Source organism: Dactylosporangium sp. NPDC051541 (assembly GCF_044454505.1).
GTDB lineage: Bacteria > Actinomycetota > Actinomycetes > Mycobacteriales > Micromonosporaceae > Dactylosporangium.
In genome coordinates this window covers 719,080-738,187 of record NZ_JBITDU010000002.1, presented here as the reverse complement: position 1 = coordinate 738,187, position 19,108 = coordinate 719,080, and the positions used below count along the sequence as shown (strand labels likewise).

The window sequence follows — 19,108 nt, the reverse complement described above, 5'->3', positions numbered from 1 at the left end:
GCACTCACGCGTCGCTGCGCCGCAATCTCCATGCCGCGCCCGCGCCCAGCACGACCGCGTAACCGAGGAACACCGCCAGACCCGGGCCCGGCCGCAGCGCGTCCGGGGCCTGCACGACCGCGGCCGCGGCCGAGCCGGCGGCGCCCGGGAAGTACTCGAGGGCCCGGTCCCAGGCGGTCGGGATCATCGCGCCCACCACGTTGTCGAGCAGGAACAGCCCGCCGAACAGGGCGGTGACGGCGCCGGCGGTGGAGCGCAGCAGCCCGCCGAGGGCCAGGCCGAACAGGCCCGAGCCGGTCAGGACCGCGGCGGTGCCGGCGATCGCGCGGGCGATGCCGGGGTCCGACCACCGGGCCGCGTGCTCGCCGATGATGGCCTGCCCGCCGGTGAAGGCGATCGCGGTGGCGGCCAGCCCCACGGTGAACACGACGGCGGTGAACACGACGGCCTTGCCCCACAGCAGCGGCAGCCGCTTCGGTACCGCCGCCAGCGACGAGCGGATCGAGCCGGTCCCGTATTCGCCGGCCATCACCAGCACGCCCAGGGTGCCGAAGGCGAGCTGGGCGAACATGACCCCGCCGAGGCTGGCGTCGGCCGCGCCGAGCGCGTCGTCGCCGACCCGGCCGCCGGACCGGGTCACCGAGGCGGTGATCAGGCCGACCCCGATGAGCAGCGCCACCCCGGTCAGCAGGGCGAAGGTGGTGGACCGGACCGACCAGAACTTGATCCACTCGGAGCGGACCACGCGCCATTGGGTGAGCTTCATCGGTACTCCACCGCATCCTTCGTCAGTTCCATGAACGCCTCTTCCAGTGAGGGCCGCTGCACGGTCAGTTCGTGCAGCGCGATGCCGGCCGCCGCGGCGCGGTCGCCGACCGCCTCGGCGTCGATGCCGGCGACCTCGAGCGTGCCCCGGGTGGTGCTGCTGACGGTGACGCCGGGCCCGCTGAGCAGGCCGTGCAGGTCGGCCGCGCGCGGTGAGCGGACCCGCACGACGGTGCGGGCGGCCTGTTCGATGAACTCGGTGACGGAGACGTCGGCGATGAGCCGCCCGCGGCCGACGACGACGAGGTGCTCGGCGGTCAGCGCCATCTCGCTCATCAGGTGCGAGGAGACGAAGACGGTGCGGCCCTCGGCGGCGAGGCCCTGCATCAGCCGCCGGATCCACAGGATGCCCTCGGGGTCCAGGCCGTTGACGGGCTCGTCGAGGATGAGCACCTCCGGGTCGGCGAGCAGCGCGGAGGCGATCCCGAGCCGCTGGCCCATGCCGAGGGAGAAGACGCCGGCCCGTTTGCGGGCGACCTCGCGCAGCCCGACGATGTCGATGACCTCCTCGACCCGGGCCCGGGGCAGCCCGACCGTCGCGGCCAGCGCGGCGAGATGGTGGTAGGCCGACCGTCCGGCGTGCGCCGCCTTCACGTCGATGAGCGCGCCGACCTGCCGGATCGGCGCGGCCAGGTCGGCGTAGCGGCGGCCGTTGACGGTGGCCGAGCCGGACGTCGGGCGGTCCAGGCCCAGCATCATCCGCATCGTCGTGGACTTGCCGGCCCCGTTCGGCCCGAGAAAGCCGGTGACGATGCCGGGCCGGACCGTGAACGTCAGCCCGTCGACGGCGACCTTGTCACCGTAGCGTTTCGTGAGTTCCCGCACTTCGATCATGCCGACCACAATGGCCCGGCGCGGTCCCGCTCCGCGTCGTCGTCCGGCGGGCTTCGCGGTACACCATCGGCAGTAGTCGCAGTGGTGGCCGACCACTCTGTGGGAGCGTTCCCAAATCGGGGGCGGAAGCGTTTAGGGTCGCGGCGTGCTGGCCGTCATCTGGAGCGCCCTGCGGGCCCGTCGTGGCCCCGCCGTCGTCATGGCGATCCTGGTCGCGGTCACGGCCGGCGGGCTCGGGGCGGCCGGGTGGTTCGCCGACCGGGGTGTCGCGGCCGCGACCGAGGCGGTCATCGCCACCGCGCCGGTCGCCCAGCGCACCGTCGCCGTCCGCGGCAACATCACGCTCGGCGCCGAGCCCGGCCAGGCGGTGCGGCGCTTCCGGTCGGCCGTCGAAACGGCCGCGGGGCTGCCGCTCGAGCGGGGCGTCGCCGGCGTGCAGCTGCCGGGCAGCATCGACAAGAGCCAGGTCGAGCTGCGGTACCGCGACGACGCCTGCGCCTCCATGGAGCTCACCGGCGCCTGCCCGGCCCGGCGGGGCGAGGTCGCACTCCCGGCGGCGCTGGCCCGGCGCCTCGGCGCGTCCGTCGGCTCCACGCTGACCCACAGCCCGGCGCTGAGCCGGCAGCCGCTCACCCTGACCGTCGCCGGTACCTTTGAACCCCGCGACCCCCTCGGCTGGTGGTGGCGCTCGCAGCCGGCCGGCGACACCGCCTACACCACCCTCGACACGATCGCCGCGGCCGCCGTCCCCGCCTACGCGACCTTCGACCTGCTGCTCGCCCCCGCGCAGTTCACCGGCGGCGACCGCGCGGGCGCCCCGGCCGCCGTCGAGCGGCTCCGGCGCGACTTCCCCGAGGTCGGCTCGCAGGCCGCGGCCCTCGGTCAGGCGGTCGACGACGAGCGTTACGCGGTCACGCACGGGATCATCGGCGCCGCCGTCCAGCTCGTCGCCGTCGGGTGGATCGCCATCGGGGTCAGCGCCTGGTACGCGGCCGAGGCCCGGCGCGCCGACGCGGCCCGGATCGCCCTGCGCGGCGCCCGCCGCCGCCGGGTCCTCGTCGCCACCTCCGGCCAGAGCGCCCTGCCCGCGATCGCCGGCGCCGCCCTCGCCGCCGGGCTGCTCGCCTACCTCCTGCACCGCCCGGTCACCGCCGCCGCCGTCGTGGCCGCCGGGGCGCTCACGCTGATCGTCCTGGCCGACTGGCGGCTCACCCGGGCCCCGGTCCAGCGGCTGCTGCGGTCCGCGCCGCCGCACCGGCTCCCGCTCGCCGCGGCCGTGCTCGACCTGACCGTCGTCGCGCTCGCGGCCGCGGCCGGCTACCAGTCGGCGGTCACCGGCGAGGCCCCCGTCGACGGCTACGGCCTGGAGCTGCTCACCCCGGTCCTGTTCGCGACGGCCGGGGCCGTGCTGCTGACCCGGCTGCTGCTCCCACCGGCGGTCGCGGCCGGGCGGGCGGCCCTGGCCCGGGGCCGGCTCACCGGCGGGCTGACCGCGCTGTTCCTGGCCCGGCGCACGTCGGCGTATCGGATCGTGCCGGTCCTCGCCGCGGCCGCCTGCCTGTGCGGGGTCGCCGGGCAGGACTGGGCCCGGGCCGACGCCGCCCGCCGGCACCGGGCCGAGGCCGAGGTCGGCGCCGACCGGGTGCTGACCGTCGCACCGGTACCGCGCGAACGCCTCCTGGCCGCCGTGCGCGCCGCCGACCCCGACGGCCGCAGCGCCATGGCCGTCGTCGTCACCGGCGCGAACGGTCCCGGGCCGCGGGTCCTCGCCGCCGACACGCCCCGCCTCGCCGCGGTCGCCGCCGTCGCTGCGCATGACACGGCCGCGCGGCTGCACCCCGCGGCCCCCGCCCCGGTGACGGTCACCGGCACGGTCCTCGAGCTGCGGGCGGCCGCGTCCGCGCCGGTGAGCGTGGGCCTGACGCTGGTCGTGGCCGGGACCGGGGAGCCGGTCCGGGCCGACTTCGGTGCGGTCAGTGCCGTCCGGGGGTACCGCACCGAGGCCCCCGCCTGCCGGGCCGGCTGCCGGCTCGTGGCCGTGGACCTCGACGGCGATCCCGGCGCGGTCCTCGACCTCACGGAGCTGCGCGCCGACGGGAAGGTCGCGGTCGACGGCCCCGGGTTCGCCGATCCGGCCCGGTGGCGCGGCACGATCCGCGACGACGCCACCACCGGCGTCCAGCGGCTGCGCGGCGAGGGCGGCCTGCGCCTGGCCGCCACCAACCCGGCCGGCGCCGATCGGGTCGACCGGCACACCTACGTCGTCGACGCCCCGCTGCCCCTGCCGGCCCTCGCCACCGCCGGGGCCGTGCGCGCGCCCGACCGTAGCGGCACCGCCGTGCTCGACGTGGCCGGCCTGCCGGTGCCGGTCCGCCCGTCCACCGTGGACGACCTGCCGGCCCGGACCGGCGGGGTGATCCTGGTCGACCTGGAGTACGCGAACCGGATCACCGCCGGGGCGGCCGTCGCCGGCGACCTCGACCAGGTGTGGCTGGCCGCGAACGCCCCGCCCGGCCTCGTCGACCGGCTCGCGGCGGAAGGCCTGCGGGTCATCGGCGAGGACTCGATCGCGGCCGGCGAGGACCGGCTGGCCCGCCTCGGCCCGGCCGCCGCCCTGCGCTTCCACCTCCTCGCCGCCGCCCTCGCGCTGCTCCTCGCCGGGGCCGCGTTGACGACGGTCGCGGCCGTCGGGCGCCGCGAACGCCGGGCCGAGGTCACGGCCCTGCGCCGGCAGGGTGTCCCGGCACCGGTCCTGCGCGCGGCCGGCCGCTGGTCCGCCCTCGCCCCGGTCGCGCTCGCCCTGACCGTCGGCCTCGCGGCCGCCGCGGCCGCGCGATGGCTGCTGCGCTCGCCGGTGCGGCCGTTCACCGACGGCTGGCCGGTCACCGAACCGTCCGTCGCCGTCCCCGCCCTGCTCGCCGGGGTCGGCGTCGCGGCCGTGTGCTTCGCCGCCGCCGCCCTCGCCTCCGGCCGGACCCGAGGTGCCCGATGACCGTGCTCATCCTCGCCATGCTGCGGGCCCGGTGGCGGCCGGCCGTCGCGCTGTTCGTGCTCGCCGCGCTCGCCGCGGCCGGGGTCGCGCTCGCACCGCAGTACCTGGCCCGGACCGCGGACGGGCTCGTCGCCGACCAGGTCGCGGCGGCCCGGCCGGACGAGCGGACGATGGTCGTCTCGGACACCGTCGAGCGCAACGGGGCCGGTGCGATGGACGACCGGTTCGAGCGCGGCGGCTCCCGGCTGCTCGACGCGCCCGGCTTCACCCGCGTCTTCTCGGCCTCGTTCATCGCCCAGCCGGCCGACACGCCCGCGGTGTTCCTCGACGGGACGCGCACGGTGGCATACCGCGACGACCTCTGCGAGCACCTCGAGCTCCGCGCGGGGCGGTGCCTGATGGGTCAGGGCGATGCCGTCGTCACCCCTGAGACCGCGCGCCGGCTGGGCGTACAACTCGGGGATCCGTTGTCGTTGCGTGCGTCTTCCTACAATGCCGAGACGTCCCAGTTCGTGGCGGAAGGACCGCCGGGCTACCTGACGGTCGTCGGGATCGTGCGGCCGGCGGCGTCGCCGTACTGGGGCCGCAGTACCGTCGAAGGCACCGTCTTTGTCGACCGGCGCACCTATGAGGGCTTCGCGCGCAGGTCCGAGCTGCAGACGATCGACGCGTATCCGCAGCCCGGCGCGATCCGGGCCGAGACGCTGCCCCGGCTGCGGGCCTGGCTGGACGAGACCGGCACCGAGGACGGCGCCGGCCAGGCCACGATCGGCCTCGGCGACCTGCTCGACCGCATCGACGCGGCCCGGGAGGCGGCCCGCGCGCCGGTGCCGTTCGCGGCGATCCCGGTGGCGCTGCTCGGCGGCGCGGTGCTGGTCTTCGCGGTCGCGACCGGCGCCCGGGGCAACCGGTTCGAGCACGGGATCGTCGCGCTGCGGGGCGCGCACCGCACGACCCGCTGGTGGCTGGCCGTGGCCGAGCCCGCTGTTCCGGTCCTGACCGGTGGCCTGGTGGGGAGTTTTTTAGGCGCTTCGGGGGTACCGTCGGCGCTGCGGTACGGCACCGCCCTCACCGCCGCCGCCGTGCTCGCCGGGGCCGCCGTCGCCGTCCGCTCGGTGTCGGCGCCGCTGCACGACCTCCTGCGCCGGGTCGACCGGCGCGGCGCCCGGTGGCGCTCGGCGACCTTCGAGAGCCTGGCCGGCCTGCTCGCCGTCGTCGCCGTCGTGCACTTCCACACCTCCGGCGACACCGTGTATGGCGTGGCCCCGCTGACCCCGGCGCTGCTCATGCTGGTCGCGGCCCTGCTCACGGCCCGCGCCATGCCCCTGCTCGCCACCCGCGTCGCCCGGTCCGCGCTGCACCGGGGCCGCCCGGTCACCGCGCTCGCCGCGCTGCGCCTGGCCCGCCAGCCGTCCGGCCGCCGCCTGCTCATCGTCCTCGTCGTCGCGGTCGCCCTGCTCGGCTTCGCCACCACCGGCGTGACCGTCGCCGCCACCACCCAGGACGCGCGGGCCGACGCCGCCGTCGGCGCCGACCGGGTGCTGACCCTGGGCCCGGTGACCCGCCGGCACCTGCTCGACGTCACCCGGGCCGCGGACCCGGACGGTCGCTACGCGATGGCGGTCGTACCGGCCCCGGACCTGCTCGCCGTCGACGCCCCGCGACTGTCCACCGTGGCCATCTGGCGGCCCGGCTACGCCGACCGGTCCGCCGCCGACGTGGCCCGCGCCCTGCACCCGGCACCGGCCGCCGCCCCGACGATCGTGCGCGGCGACACCCTGGCCTTCGACATCACCGTCACCCGCCTCGACGACCTCAGCCCCGAGCTCATCGCCTTCCTCAACCCCGTCGACGGGACCAAGGGCCTGGAGGTCCACCTGGGCCGCCTGCGGACCGGCCGGCGCACCTACGCGGCCGCGGCCGCCTGCGCCACCGGCTGCCGCCTGGCCAACCTGCGGCTCGACCTGCCCCGCACGTCCGGCCCCACGGTGGCGTTCACGTTGCACAACCCGCCGACCCGGGACTGGCGGACCCCACCGGACGGCGCGGTCACCGCGGCCGGCGACGGTGTCACGTTCACCGTCCAGGCCGCCGGCCGCCTCGACGCGGGCCTGCTCCGCCCGGCCGGCGTCCCCGACCGCATCCCGGTCCTGTCCACGGGTCCGCCACCGGTGGACGGCCTGCTCGGCACGTTCGACAGCACCCCGATGCCGGTGACCGCCGTCGGCACCGCACACACCCTGCCCCGCCTCGGCACCAGCGGCACCCTGGTCGACCTCGAGTACGCCGACCGCCTGGCCGCCGACTCCGGCGTCACCGACGGCGCCGAGGTGTGGCTCGCCCCCTCCACCCCGCAGTCCATCGTGGACGCCCTGGTGGCCGGCGGCCTGACCGTCACCGGCGAGCGCACCGTGGCCGGCGAACGGGCCCTGCGCAACCGCTCCGGCGGCGCGCTCGGCATGCGCTTCTCGCTCCTCGCCGCGATCGCCGCCGTCCTGCTCGGCGCGGCCGGCCTCGTCGCGACCGCCCTCGGCGGCGGCCGCGCCGACCTGACCGCCCTGCGCCACCAGGGCGTGCCGGCCCGCGTGACCCGCCGCGTCGAACCGGCCGCGACCCTGTCCCTGGTCGCCGTCGCCCTCGTGGCCGGCACCGTCGCGGCCGCGGTGGCGTGGGTGGCGATCGGGCGCTACCTGCCGAGGGTGGACGCGGGGACGGTACCCCCGCCGGGTCCCCTGCTTGCGGCTCTTGGCAGTGCGGCCGTTGTCCTGTGCTTGAGCGCCCTGCTCCGCGAGCGCGTCAACGGCTAGTCCCGCCTAGATGCTCCGGTGTCCCGCGACCGGTGCGTGGCGTTACTGGCACCGTTTCGAGGGCCAGCGCCACCACCTCCTCGACCCGACCGAGCCGGATCGACAGCGACCGGCCGGCCGGCCGGGCCAAGGCCCATCACCAGCCCCGCCCTCCCGTGCGCAACAAACGACTGTGCCACTTCACGATCGTCGGCACCGACACACCCAACTCCGCAGCGATATCCGCGCCCGCCGCATCCGGAACAGCACACGCCAGCCAATCCGGCACCGCAACGCGAACACCTACATCGAGGTCACCGCCCGCCGCTCCTTCGTGACCGCCACCAAAACCTTCGGACTTCAGGCGCGGGACACTGGCGGCGCTGTATCTTCTGCGAGGGCCGCCCGGCGCAACTCCTCCCTCCATGAATCAGTGCAATGAGATGTGCGTGACCACCGTATGACAACCACGAACCGAAATCATTCCCCCGCCGAAGGCGCCACGAATAGCGCCCACCGAAAAATGACCACGACGGATCGCGCAGCGACAGACGAACCGCAACCAACAAACCGCACCCAAACTACGGTCCGGACCACGCTACCCGGTAGTTACCATCGGCCGAGCCCACAACGCGGTGCCCCTCCAGCCGGCACCTGGCGCACCTGGCCACCCACGAGCGCGACACCCGGCGAACAACCGGACGCGCCGACCGCGACGGGCCACGATGCACCGGGCCGGTCCGCTCAACAAATTCCGGCTCAGCGGCGCAGGCATCCGCAACCGCATCGACATCAAGCGCCGGGGCTCGCATGGGCTCTTTGGTCTGCTCCTGCGGCTCGGCGGCCTGCGTCTCTTCGACCCGCTCCGGCGGCTCGGCGGCCTGCGCAAGCCGGACCGCCCGGGCCTGGAGCCACTCCTCCTTGGTCACCGGCACGTTGTCGCCATAGATCCGGCGGAGCTTGGCGGCGTGGCGTTGTTCGAGTCCCCAGTCGCGTTGCTCCTGATGCATGCGGCGGAACGCTTCCATCAGCGGGCTGTATTTCCGCGACCGGGTCCGATCACGCATCGTCGCCGTTTCGCATTTGCCGAATAGACCCATCTGCCCCCGCATGAATCCATTATCGCAAACCCGGAGATCAACTACACTACCCATTTTCTTCACGTGATCGCAACGAAGAATGGCCCTTCCCCAGGGACGGCACGGGCATCGCGGCCGTATCGGGCGGTGCTGGAGTCGGGCGTGGGCGTGGAGCCATCGATAGACACGTTCCGGCGACGGAATCGGTCGAACGAGAAGGCTCCACCTGCTGCTTTCAGGCGGTGCCGCGTTTGCGGCGGTTGGCTGGCTGGTCGGTGCGGATCCATCATCCCGAACCGCAAGATCTACGAGACCCGGCTAGTCCGTGACGCGGGGGACGAGGCGCAGGTTGTAGAGGAAGCGGCCGTCCTGGAGGAAGGCGATCATCGGGTGCGGCCCTTGGGGCGGCTCGAGGCCGACGAAGTGGCTGTCGCCCACGTGGACGTAGCGGGTGGTCGTCTTGCCGGGGCGGAACTGGGCGGCCAGGCCGGACGGGATTTCGGTGACTGCCAGGCCGTCGGCGTCGGCTCGGACGTTGTAGGTGATGCGCGGGGCCGCGTAGGTGCCGGTGTAGGTGTCCGGGTGGAACGGGACCGGTGTGGGTGGGGGTGACAGTCGCGGCGGGAGGCGGATGTCGGCCGTGGTCGAGATGATCTCCGCCAGCACGTCGTCAATGAAGGCCGCCAGGTGGCCGCCGTTGGCGTGGATGGCGAACACCAGGTCGCGGTCGGGCACGATGCGCCACGTCGTGGATGTGCCCGGGGTGCTGCCGTCGTGGCCGACCACGGGGCGGCCGTCCCAGTCGAACAGCATCAGGCCCAGACCCCAGGCGGCCGCGGGCCGGTCGCCGATCCGGGGGAGCGTGACCTGCGGGCGGCACATCTCGGCGAAGGTGCCGGTCGGCAGCACCCGCGTCCCGTCGTCCGCCACCCCGTCGGCCAGCAGCATCCGGCCGAACCGCACCAGGTCGCGCAGTGCGGCACTCAGTGTTGACCCGGCCGGCGCGTCCGCCTGCGGCAGCAGCCGCCGGGGCGACGGTCGCGGCGGCTTGCCGACGTGGCCGACCGCGGCCCGGAACATGATCGCCTCTTCGGCGTAGAGGGCCATGTGGCCGGCCCCGAGCGGGTCGATCAGCAGGTCACGCATGGCGGCCTCCCACGTGCGGCCGCGCCGGCGGGCGACCAGGGCGCCGAGCGCGCAGTAGCCGGCGTTGCAGTACGAGAACAGCGTGCCGGGGTCGGTGAGCTGCCGGGCGTTGGTGCGCATGAACGCGACCAGCTTCGCCACCGCGTCGTCGCCGCGCCCGGTGTCTTCGAGCAGATCCCCGTCGAACCCGCCGGTGTGCGACAGCAGCTGCCGTGCGGTGATGCTCGCCGACGCGGCGGTGTCGAGCACGCCGAACTCGGGCAGGTACCCGCGGACCGGCTCGTCGAGATCGACCAGGTGCTCCCCGGCCAGCTGCATCACCAGGGCGGCCGTCCACGCCTTGGTGACCGAACCGATCTGGAACACGCTGTCGACGGTCGCCTCCACGCCGGTGTCGACGTTGACGACCCCGGTGGCCGCCTCGACCACCTGCCGGCCGGTCCCGACCGCGACCGCCGCCCCCGGAACACCGTGCCGGCGAGCGGCCCGATCGATCAACCCCTGGAGATCCGCAAGCGGCGTCATGTCCAGCACCGTACCCACCCGCACCGGCTCCCCGGGAGGGCAAGCTTTCGGGAAAGCGGTTGCCGGACCGCGGCGGCTCGATCCAGAATCGGGTCATGATGTAGCCACCGGTTCCGCGTCGACGACCTCCCTCCTCGACCCACCGGAGAACCGCTATGTCGGCCCAGCCTGGCCGACCGCGTCGCGCTGCTCAAGCGCCTGCGGTCAGCCGGCCCCGGACTGCTGTCCGCCCTCATCGCCACGACGGTGGCCGGGAGCCTGATCCCGGCGGCCACGGCGATCACCTTCGCGAATCTGATCAGTCGCACGGCCGTCGCCCCGCTGCTGGCCTACCTGTGCGTCGCCCTGCTCGGCCAGGCCCTGGCCACTGTTCGCGAACCGCTGTCGTATCGAGCGCAGATGCGCATCGACGGCGATCACCGCGCGGACGTCGCCGGGCTGACCGGGACCAGCCCCACGATCGGCGCCCTGGAACGCCCGGACGTCCAGGCCCTGATCCGCCGGGCCCGCGCCGACCCCGAGAGCTTCATGGACGGCACTCCGGGCCCGGGCGCCCTGGCCCAGCTGGACATCCTGGGCCGGGCCATCGCACTGACCGCTTCCGGCGCGGTGCTGCTGGTGTACTCCCCGTGGCCCCTCATCCTCCTGGCGTCCGCGGCCGCCGGGTCGGCCTGGCTGATCCAGCAGGAAGGGCGCGACTGGCGCCGGGTCTGGCGTCACGTCCCCGGACCCGCCCGCCGCGCCGAGGTCTGGTCCGATGCCCTGATCTCCCCGGCCGAAGGCAAGGACGTCAGGGTGTTCGGTCTGGGCGACTACGCGGCCGACCGGATCGAGGAGCACATGCGCGCCGCCTTCGACCCCGTTCGCGAAGCCGGCCGCCGGGTCCTGGCCCGCCAGTGGTGGCAGCTGCCGCTCATCGGCATCCCTTGGCCGCCGTCTTCCTGGCCGTGGTCCTCGACAACGTCGCCGTCGGTGTCGCGGCCGCCGTCTTCGCCGCCGCCATGGCCGTCTTCCCGGTCGACGCCCATCAGTCCCACCTGACCATCAACGCCCTGACCGGCCTGGCCGCCTACGAAGCGCTCCGCACCGAGCTCGGGGAGCCGCGCGACGGGCGCGACGGGCGCGGCTTGCTCAGGCCTGCGCGTGGCGAAGCAGTCAACGTTGACGAAAATCAACGTGGACTTGCCGATGGCGACGACACGTTGATTGTCGTCAACCAGGTTGATTTCACGTATCCGGGGACCGGTCAACCCGTGTTGCGGCAGATCAACCTGGAGTTGCGGCCCGGTGAGCGGCTGGCGATCGTCGGGCTGAACGGCGCCGGCAAGTCGACGCTCATCAAGCTCCTCGCGGGCCTGTACACGCCGACGGCCGGCACGATCACCGCCGGTGGCGTCGACATCGCCGACATCGGTGTCGAGCAGTGGCGGCGGCGGATCTCGGTCGTGTTCCAGGACTTCGTGCGGTATCAGCTCTCCGCGGCCGACAACATCATGCTCGGCAACGCCGCCGTTCCGCGCGATGCGGCGGCGTTCGCACAGGCAGTACACGATGCGGGGCTGGCCGGGTTTGGAAAGTCGCTGCCGGATGGGTGGAACACGCCGTTGGCCCGGGCCCGGACCGGTGGGGTGGACCTCTCCGGCGGGCAGTGGCAGCGGGTGGTGCTGGGGCGGGCGCTGTACGCGGTGCGGACCGGGGCGCGGCTGCTGGTGCTCGACGAGCCGACCGCGCACCTGGACGTGCGGACGGAGTTCGAGACGTTCGAGCGACTGGGCCGGCACCGGGGCGGCGCCACCGTGGTACTCATCTCGCACCGGCTGTCGACCGTGCGCCAGGCCGACCGGATCGTGCTGCTGGACGACGGGCGGATCGCCGAGGAGGGCACCCACGACGAGTTGATGGCGCTCGGCGGCAAATACGCGGCGATGTTCGCCATCCAGGCGGCTCGGTTCCGGTGAAGCGATATCTGCGGCTGCTGGGCCAGTTGCTGGGTACGTCCTGGCGGCACTACCCGCGCGCTACCGCCGGTATCGTCGCGGCCCTGGTCGGTGCGGTCGGGTCGACCCCGGCGCTCGCCCTCGCCCTGCGGGCCGCCGTCGACGGGCTGGCCCGCGGCGATCGGCGGCTGGCCGTCATCGGTGCGGTCGGTGCGGCCCTGGCGTTCGCGCTCGACCGGTGCCTGCGCGGGGTCGCCGACGTCCTCGAGAAGGTGACCGTCGACCATCTCAGCGCCGTGCACCTCAACCGCGAGGTGATGACCACCCTGGCCGGGCTCGATGGGCTCGGGCACCTCGAGCGGACCGACCTGCTCGACCGGGTGACCGCCGTCCAGCACGCCCGGCACCCGCTCGGGCACGCGCCGTTCTTCGCGATCCGGGCGGCCTGCGGGGCCGTGCGGCTCGGGCTGCTCCTGGCCCTGCTCGGGGTCGCGGTGCACCCGGGGCTGACCGTCCTCGTCGTGTTCGCGGCCGTGCCGCTGTGGTCGGACCAGCGGGGGCAGCGGATCGTGGCCGCGGCCGAGGTCGCCACCGCGGAGGCGTTCCGGCTGCAGCGGCACCTGTTCAACCTGGCCACCAGCGCGGCCGGGGGCAAGGAGATCCGGGTCGCCGGGGCCGGGCCGGAGCTCGCGCGGCGGCAGCGGGCGGCGTGGGAGGAGGCGGTGCGCGGGCGGTACCGGGCGCGGGTCCGGGCCGCGGGCCTGCGGCTGGCCGGGTGGGCGGTGTTCACGCTCGGGTTCGGGGCCGGGCTCGGGCTCATCGTCCACCGTGGAGGGTCGCTCGGCGGGCTCGTGCTCGCCATCACCGTGGCCGTGACGCTGCGCGACGCGCTCGCCGACACCCTGGAAGGTGTGCGGGTGGCCGCGGACGGGCGGGTCGGCGCCGAGCCGCTGCTGTGGCTGCGCGACTACGCGGCCGGGGCGGGCGCCGCCGCCGGGACCATGGCGCCGCCGGACCGGCTGCGGTCGGGGATCACGTTCGAGCAGATCGGGTTCGCGTACCCCGGGACTGCACGGCCAGCGCTGCGGGACTTCAGCTGCCGCCTCGAGCGCGGCTCGGTGGTGGCGGTCGTGGGGGAGTACGGCAGCGGCAAGACGACGCTCGTGAAACTCCTGGCCAAGTTCTACACCCCGGACACCGGCCGGATCCGCCTCGACGGGGTCGACCTGGCCGACCTGTCGGCGGCCGCCTGGCGGGCCCGCACCAGCGCCGCGTTCCAGGACTTCGGGCGGTTCCACCTCCGCTTCGCCGACACCGTCGGCCTCGGCGACCTGGACCGCCGCACCGACGCCACCCGGATCGGCGCGGCACTGCGCTCCGCCGACGCCGCCGACCTCGCGCGGACACTGCCGGACGGGCTGCACACGCAGCTCGGCCGCGAGTTCGACGGCGTCGAGCTGTCGGAGGGGCAGTGGCGAAGACGGCCCTGGCCCGCGCGTCGATGCGCACCGGGCCGCTGCTGTTCGTCCTCGACGAGCCGACCGCGTCCCTCGACGCGCCCAGCGAGCACGCCATCTTCGAGCGGTACCTGGCCCGGGCCCGCGAACTGGCCGCCCGCACGGGCGCGATCACCGTGATCGTGTCGCACCGGTTCTCCACCGTCGCCGGCGCCGACCGGATCCTGGTCCTGCACCGCGGGCGGCTGGTCGAGCAGGGCACCCACGAGCAGCTCGTCGCGGCCAGGGGCCGTTACGCCGAGCTGTACGCCATCCAGGCCACCGCCTACGCGTGACGGCGGCCGGACGTGTGGACGGACAGTGTCGCCCAGACGACCTTGCCGTTCGTGGTGTACGCGCTGCCCCAGGCCGTCGCCGCGGCCGCGACGAGGCGCAGGCCGTTGCCGCGGAACAGCAGCGGCGCGTCCGGCTCGCTCAGGGGCTGGCGCAGGCGGGGCAGGGCGGCGTGGCCGTCCTCGACCGCCAGGTGCAGCAGGTCGGAGCGCCGGTGCGTCATGGTGACCGTGAACGGCGTGCCCGCGTGTTCGATCGCGTTCGCCGCGAGCTCCGACACGATCAGCCGGGCCGGGTGCAGCAGCGGCACGAGGTCCCAGGCCACGCAGGTGTCGCCGATGAGGTTGCGGGCCTCGGCCGCCGCCAGGGGGCTCGGCTGCAGGTGCAGGCGGGCCCGCTGCAGCAGCGGCGGCGTCCCGGCCAGCTGGGCCAGGGCCGCTGCCCGGTGCGGGTGGACGGGAATGCGCCGGGCCGCGCCGCTGCGGTGCAGCCGCTGTGCCTGCGACTCGGTCGCCACCACCAGCAGCGGGGTCGGCGGCAGCAGGGCCGCACTGTGCTCCTCGGCCAGCAGCACCGTCGCGGCCAGGGTCGGCTCGGCCCCCGCCAACCGGGACAGGTCGAGCAGCAGCGCTCGGGGCCGCTGCGCGAGCGCCTTGCGCACCGCGGTCATCAGGTCGACCCGCAGCTGCCGGGTCCAGCGTCCGAGAGCGACGAGTTCGATCACCGCCTCGTCGACGTTGTCGCGCACCGTGATCGCTGTTTCCAGCATGTCGATTCCTTAGGGCCGCCCCGCCGGTCGCGTCGCAATTGCAGTCTTGACCGGTAGGAATCGCGGTGTCAACGGCATGGACTGCGCATACGTTGCTGACTTGGACCGATGGCCATTCGTGTGCTCCGATTCATTCGTTCGGGGGAAGCCGCCCGGGTGAAGTGAAATCTTTCATGCGTACGCGGCGGGCAGCCAGGCGCCGGCGATCGGCGTGTGGCGCTCGGCGAGGTAGTGGCGCAGGCGGGTGAGGCCGGTGTGGGGGTTGTCGCGGTGGGTGATCAGCCACATCGGGTACACCGGCGAAGGGCTTCGGATCGGGACCCGGCGCAGGTCGTAGCGGTCCGGCCACAGGTAGCGGGAGCGGGCGCCGATGAGGGTGGACAGGGTCGGGGAGGTGGCCAGCTCGTCCAGGAAGGCCTCGTTGCCGAAGACCGGGGCGGTCAGGTCGATGCTCAGGTCGAACGCGGCCGCGAACGCTTCGTAGTATTCGGCCCACTCGGTGCCCGGGGTCAGTCCCCGCATCTGGATCGGGTGGCGCGCGAGCTCCTTCGGGGTCACCGACTTCGCGTTCGCCAGCGGGTGGTGCGGGCCGACCAGCAGCTCGTGCGGTTCGGAGATGACGCGGGTGGCCGTGAGCGGCGGCTCGAGGCGGGTTTTGAGGGCGTGGAACGTGGCGTCGATCGTGCCCGCCTCGACCTCGGCGACCGCGGCCGCGGCCGGGACGTCCAGCGTGAGCACGTCCAAGGGGACGTGGCTGTGGCGGCGGTGGAAGTCCTGCAGCAGCACCGCCGCCGCGATCCTGCGGTTGACGACGTCCACGCGCAGGGTGCGCCGGCCGGGGCGGACGGCGGCCTCCGCGCGGTCGGCGACGCGGATCAGGTCGCGGGCGTGCGGGAGGAAGGCCTGGCCGTCGATGGTCAGGACGGCGCCGCGGGAGGAGCGGGTGAACAGCGGCACGCCGAGGTCCCTCTCCAGCGCGGCGATGCGCTTCGACACCGCCTGCTGCGTGACGGCCAGCAGCGCGGCCGCCTCCTGGAACCGGCCGGTGTCGGCGGCGACCAGGAACGTGCGGACGGCCTCGAGATCCACGAGGGGACGATACAACCGCCGGTTGTGGTGCGGGTTGTTTGCCCGGCGCGGCCCGGGCTGGTGAGATCGCTGCCGTGGGGCGGGACTTCAGGTGGTTGTGGGCGGCGTACGCGGTCAGCGCGTACGGGTCGGGGCTCGGGTTCGGGGCGTTGCCGCTCATCGCGGTGCTGGTGCTGCGCGCCGGGCCGGCCGAGGTGGCGATGCTCTCGGCGGTCGGGCCGGCGGTCGGTGTGCTGCTGGCGGTGCCGCTCGGGCCGTGGGTGGAGTATCGCCGCAAACGCCCGGTGATGATCGGCATGGATCTCGTCCGGTTCGTGGCGATGGCCTCGATCCCGGTCGCGTACGCACTGCACGCGCTCACCCTGGTACACCTGCTGGCGGTGTCGGCGCTGGTCGCGGCGGCGAAGATCGCGTTCAACGCGGCCGGCGGGGCGTTGGTGAAGCGGCTGGTCCCGGCGGGCGAACTGCTGCGGGCGAACGCGCGGTTCGAGTCGACGAACTGGAGCTCGATCGCGATCGGGCCGCCGCTGGGCGGGGCCGCGATCGGGCTGTTCGGGCCGGTGACGACGGTCGTGGCCGACGCGGTCAGCTACCTGCTGTCGGCGCTCGGCATCGCGGCGATCCGCGCCGCCGGCGAGCCGCCACCGCGCCCGGCGAAGGTCCGGGCCGGCGACCTGCTCGAGGGGTGGCGGTTCGTGTTCAGCCATCCCGGGCTGCGGCCGCTGTACCTCAACCAGCTGCTCGTCGCCGGGCTGATCATGGCCACCGAGCCGCTGCTGGCCGTGCTGCTGCTGCGGGAGCTGGGGTTCGCGCCGTGGCAGTACGGGCTCGCGTTCGCCGCACCGTGCGTCGGCGGGCTCATCGGGTCGCGGCTGGCCCGGCGGGTGGTGGGGCGGTTCGGGCCGGGGTGGATGCTGCGGGTCGTCGGCACGCTGCGCGCGATCTGGCCGCTGGGTCTTGTCCTCGTCGGCCCCGGCACCGCGGGGCTGGTCACGGTGATCGCGGTCGAGCTGCTGATCATCGTGTTCATGAGCCTGTTCAACCCGGTCCTGGCCACGTATCGGCTCGAGCACACCCCCGCGGACCGCGTCGCCCGCACCCTCACGGCCTGGTCGATCGGCAGCGCGGCGGCGATCGCGGTCTGCACCGCCCTCGGCGGCCTCCTGGCCGCACTGACGGGTCCGCGCACGGCGATCGCGGTCGCGGGGCTGCTCATCGTGCTGACCCCGCTGCTGCTGTGGCGGGCCGACCTGGCTCAAGCGGCTGGGCCGGAGTCTTCGAGCGACCCGGCAGGACGAAGGACAACAGGATCGCCGTCGCGGTGAAGCCGACGGTCCACCAGAAGGTGATGTCGAACGCCTTCGCGGCCGAGCCGGTCGCGTCCGCCGACGACGCCAGGATGACGGCCAGCAGCGCGACGCCGACCGAGCCGCCGATCTGCTGCGCGATCCGGGTCACGATGCTCGCGTGCGGGACCTGCGACTGCTCCAGGCCCACGAACGCGACGGTCATCAGCGGGATGAACACCACGCCCAGGCCCAGGCCACGCACGAACAGGGCGACCAGCAGCCACCAGATCGGGGTGTGCGCATCCGTGAACGCGAACGGCACCGTCGCCGCCGCGACCATGACAAAACCGAGCAACGCCACCGCGCGGGCACTCAACCGCTCGAGCAGACGCACGGCGATGGTACGGCTCAACAGTGACCCGACACCCTGCGGGATCAGCAGCAGGCCGGCACCCAGCGCGTCGAAACCGCGCAGCTGCTGCCAGTACAACGGAAGAATGATCATTGCTCCGTAGAGTGCGCCGCCGGAGAGGAACAGCAGGGCCGTCGCCGCCCACGTGGGCCGGGAGCGCAGCACCTCCAGGTCGACCAGCGCGCCGCCGCCCCGGCGCCGGGCCCACAGGACGAACGCGGCCAGCAGCACGGCGCCACCGGCTATCGGGACGAGCACGTCCGCGCGGCCGAAGCCGCCGTCGCGGCTGACGTTGGACAGCCCCCACAGCAGCGCGACCAGGGCGGGGGAGAGCAGGGCGAGGCCGATGACGTCCAGGCGGATGCGGCGGGCGGGCGCGTCGGCCGGGATGAGGCGCCAGGCCAGGACCAGGCCGGCCAGGCACAGCGGCACGTTGACCAGGAACAGCCAGCGCCAGTCGCCGGCGCCGAGGATCAGCCCGCCGATGACCGGGCCCAGGATCGGCCCGACGGCCGCGGGCAGCGCGACGGTCGACATGAGCCGGGCGCGGTCGGGTCCACTGGCCGACTGCATGATCATCGTGGTCATCAGCGGCATCATCGCGCCGCCGCCGAGGCCCTGCAGCACCCGGAATCCGATCAGGCTCCCGGCGTCCCAGGCGAAGGAGCACAGGACCGAACCGAGCAGGAACACGGTGAGGGCGACCAGCCAGAGCCGTTTGGCGCCGAGGCGGCCCTGCAGCCAGCCGACGACGGGGATGACGACGCCGAGCGCGAGCAGGTAGGCGGTGCTGACCCACTGGATCGTGCTCACGTCGGCGCCGAGGTCGGCCTGCAGGTCGTGCAGCGCGACGCTGACGATCGTCGAGTCGAGGATGACCGTGATGCCGCCCACGAGCACCGCGATGGCGGTGCGCAGGGCGGTCCGGTCGATGGGAGCTGTCGCCATTCCAGGCCGCCTTAAGGTACATGACTGTATCTTCGCTTCCCGACGGTACGCCGGTGCGATAAGATACGCAAGTGAGTCTTAAGACCCGTCGGCGCGGCGCCGAGCTCGAGGACGCGATCCTCGAGGCGGCCTGGAAGACCCTGGTCGAGCGCGGCTACCACGGCTTCACCTACGAGGCGATCGCGGCGCTGGCCGGCACGAGCCGCCCGGTGCTGTACCGCCGCTATCCGCAGCGCGGCGACCTGCTCCTGGCCACGGTCAAGCAGCACTGGTGGTCGCAGCCGATCCCGGTGCCCGACACCGGCAACCTCCGCGACGACGCGCTCGGCTACCTGCGCAACGCCGACGAGGGCCGGTGGCGGATGATGACGCTCATCGTCGGGCAGCTCATGGAGTACTTCCGCGAGACCGGCTCCAGCTTCACCGAGCTGCGCGACCAGATCCGCCCGCCCGGCCACGTCGGCGGCTTCGACACGATCGTGGCCCGGGCCGTGCGGCGCGGCGAACTCCCACCCGGCCCGCGCCCGGCGCGGGTGGTCGACCTGCCGTTCGACCTGCTGCGCCACGACCTGCTCATGACGATGCGCCCGGTGCCGGACGAGGCGATCGTGGAGATCGTCGACGTGGTCTGGCTGCCGCTGCTGTACGGCCAGGCAACCACGGACGGTCCCCGGCGCGTATAAGAGC

15 protein-coding genes are annotated in these 19,108 nt (G+C 74.1%); 8 read left to right on the top strand and 7 right to left on the bottom strand.

The window, feature by feature from the left end; all coding sequences use genetic code 11:
* Positions 1-4: 4 nt before the first annotated feature.
* Complete coding sequence (locus tag ACIA8L_RS11515; protein WP_395903096.1) at positions 5-766, bottom strand: ABC transporter permease; 762 nt, start codon at positions 764-766, stop codon at positions 5-7.
* Positions 763-1,659, bottom strand: a complete 897-nt coding sequence (locus ACIA8L_RS11510) for an ATP-binding cassette domain-containing protein (RefSeq protein WP_395903094.1) — start codon at positions 1,657-1,659, stop codon at positions 763-765. The genes ACIA8L_RS11515 and ACIA8L_RS11510 overlap by 4 nt, the downstream gene beginning before the upstream one ends.
* A 145-nt stretch (positions 1,660-1,804) precedes the next feature.
* On the opposite strand from ACIA8L_RS11510, the gene ACIA8L_RS11505 reads away from it, so the two are divergent.
* On the top strand, positions 1,805-4,651 hold the full coding sequence (locus tag ACIA8L_RS11505; protein ID WP_395903092.1) for a hypothetical protein: 2,847 nt from the start codon (positions 1,805-1,807) through the stop codon (positions 4,649-4,651).
* Positions 4,648-7,458, top strand: a complete 2,811-nt coding sequence (locus ACIA8L_RS11500) for a hypothetical protein (RefSeq protein ID WP_395903090.1) — start codon at positions 4,648-4,650, stop codon at positions 7,456-7,458. The genes ACIA8L_RS11505 and ACIA8L_RS11500 overlap by 4 nt, the downstream gene beginning before the upstream one ends.
* A 560-nt stretch (positions 7,459-8,018) precedes the next feature.
* Here the strand turns inward: ACIA8L_RS11500 and ACIA8L_RS11495 are convergent.
* On the bottom strand, positions 8,019-8,549 hold the full coding sequence (locus ACIA8L_RS11495) for a hypothetical protein (RefSeq protein WP_395903088.1): 531 nt from the start codon (positions 8,547-8,549) through the stop codon (positions 8,019-8,021).
* Between the two features lie 285 nt (positions 8,550-8,834).
* The gene (locus ACIA8L_RS11490) at positions 8,835-10,187 is read right to left on the bottom strand and encodes a serine hydrolase domain-containing protein (protein WP_395903086.1); all 1,353 of its coding nucleotides are present in this window, start codon (positions 10,185-10,187) and stop codon (positions 8,835-8,837) included.
* Positions 10,188-10,433: 246 nt separating this feature from the next.
* Between ACIA8L_RS11490 and ACIA8L_RS11485 the strand changes: the two genes are divergently transcribed.
* The 4 genes from ACIA8L_RS11485 to ACIA8L_RS11470 are packed head-to-tail and all read left to right on the top strand — an operon-like array spanning position 10,434 to position 13,916.
* Entirely contained in the window at positions 10,434-11,228 is a 795-nt protein-coding gene (locus ACIA8L_RS11485) for a hypothetical protein (RefSeq protein WP_395903084.1), read from the top strand.
* Positions 11,114-12,145, top strand: a complete 1,032-nt coding sequence (locus tag ACIA8L_RS11480; protein WP_395903082.1) for an ABC transporter ATP-binding protein — start codon at positions 11,114-11,116, stop codon at positions 12,143-12,145. Before ACIA8L_RS11485 ends, ACIA8L_RS11480 begins: the two co-directional genes overlap by 115 nt.
* Complete coding sequence (locus ACIA8L_RS11475) at positions 12,142-13,761, top strand: ATP-binding cassette domain-containing protein (RefSeq protein ID WP_395903080.1); 1,620 nt, start codon at positions 12,142-12,144, stop codon at positions 13,759-13,761. Before ACIA8L_RS11480 ends, ACIA8L_RS11475 begins: the two co-directional genes overlap by 4 nt.
* Positions 13,762-13,763: 2 nt before the next feature.
* Positions 13,764-13,916, top strand: a complete 153-nt coding sequence (locus ACIA8L_RS11470) for a hypothetical protein (protein WP_395903079.1) — start codon at positions 13,764-13,766, stop codon at positions 13,914-13,916.
* On the opposite strand, the gene ACIA8L_RS11465 is transcribed toward ACIA8L_RS11470, so the two are convergent.
* Positions 13,907-14,683, bottom strand: coding sequence for an ATP-binding protein (locus ACIA8L_RS11465; protein ID WP_395903077.1), 777 nt, complete (start codon positions 14,681-14,683; stop codon positions 13,907-13,909). The genes ACIA8L_RS11470 and ACIA8L_RS11465 overlap by 10 nt on opposite strands.
* A gap of 171 nt (positions 14,684-14,854) precedes the next feature.
* Positions 14,855-15,772 carry a LysR family transcriptional regulator gene (locus ACIA8L_RS11460; RefSeq protein WP_395903075.1) on the bottom strand — a complete coding sequence of 306 codons (918 nt, stop codon included), beginning with the start codon at positions 15,770-15,772 and terminating at the stop codon, positions 14,855-14,857.
* A gap of 74 nt (positions 15,773-15,846) precedes the next feature.
* On the opposite strand from ACIA8L_RS11460, the gene ACIA8L_RS11455 reads away from it, so the two are divergent.
* Entirely contained in the window at positions 15,847-17,097 is a 1,251-nt protein-coding gene (locus ACIA8L_RS11455; protein WP_395903073.1) for an MFS transporter, read from the top strand.
* Here the strand turns inward: ACIA8L_RS11455 and ACIA8L_RS11450 are convergent.
* Entirely contained in the window at positions 16,985-18,421 is a 1,437-nt protein-coding gene (locus ACIA8L_RS11450) for an MDR family MFS transporter (RefSeq protein ID WP_395903071.1), read from the bottom strand. The two genes, ACIA8L_RS11455 and ACIA8L_RS11450, sit on opposite strands and share 113 nt — an antisense overlap.
* A gap of 71 nt (positions 18,422-18,492) precedes the next feature.
* Here ACIA8L_RS11450 and ACIA8L_RS11445 point away from each other — a divergent pair, with 71 nt between their 5' ends.
* Entirely contained in the window at positions 18,493-19,104 is a 612-nt protein-coding gene (locus ACIA8L_RS11445; protein ID WP_395903069.1) for a TetR/AcrR family transcriptional regulator, read from the top strand.
* Positions 19,105-19,108 lie beyond the last annotated feature (4 nt).

Coding starts and splice junctions, on each gene's coding strand:
- ACIA8L_RS11500 (WP_395903090.1), top strand. CDS start 4,648: ATGACCGTGCTCATCCTCGCCATGCTGCGGGCCCGGTGGCGGCCGGCC.
- ACIA8L_RS11510 (WP_395903094.1), bottom strand. CDS start 1,659: ATGATCGAAGTGCGGGAACTCACGAAACGCTACGGTGACAAGGTCGCC.
- ACIA8L_RS11450 (WP_395903071.1), bottom strand. CDS start 18,421: ATGGCGACAGCTCCCATCGACCGGACCGCCCTGCGCACCGCCATCGCG.
- ACIA8L_RS11515 (WP_395903096.1), bottom strand. CDS start 766: ATGAAGCTCACCCAATGGCGCGTGGTCCGCTCCGAGTGGATCAAGTTC.
- ACIA8L_RS11495 (WP_395903088.1), bottom strand. CDS start 8,549: ATGCGGGGGCAGATGGGTCTATTCGGCAAATGCGAAACGGCGACGATG.
- ACIA8L_RS11490 (WP_395903086.1), bottom strand. CDS start 10,187: ATGACGCCGCTTGCGGATCTCCAGGGGTTGATCGATCGGGCCGCTCGC.
- ACIA8L_RS11465 (WP_395903077.1), bottom strand. CDS start 14,683: ATGCTGGAAACAGCGATCACGGTGCGCGACAACGTCGACGAGGCGGTG.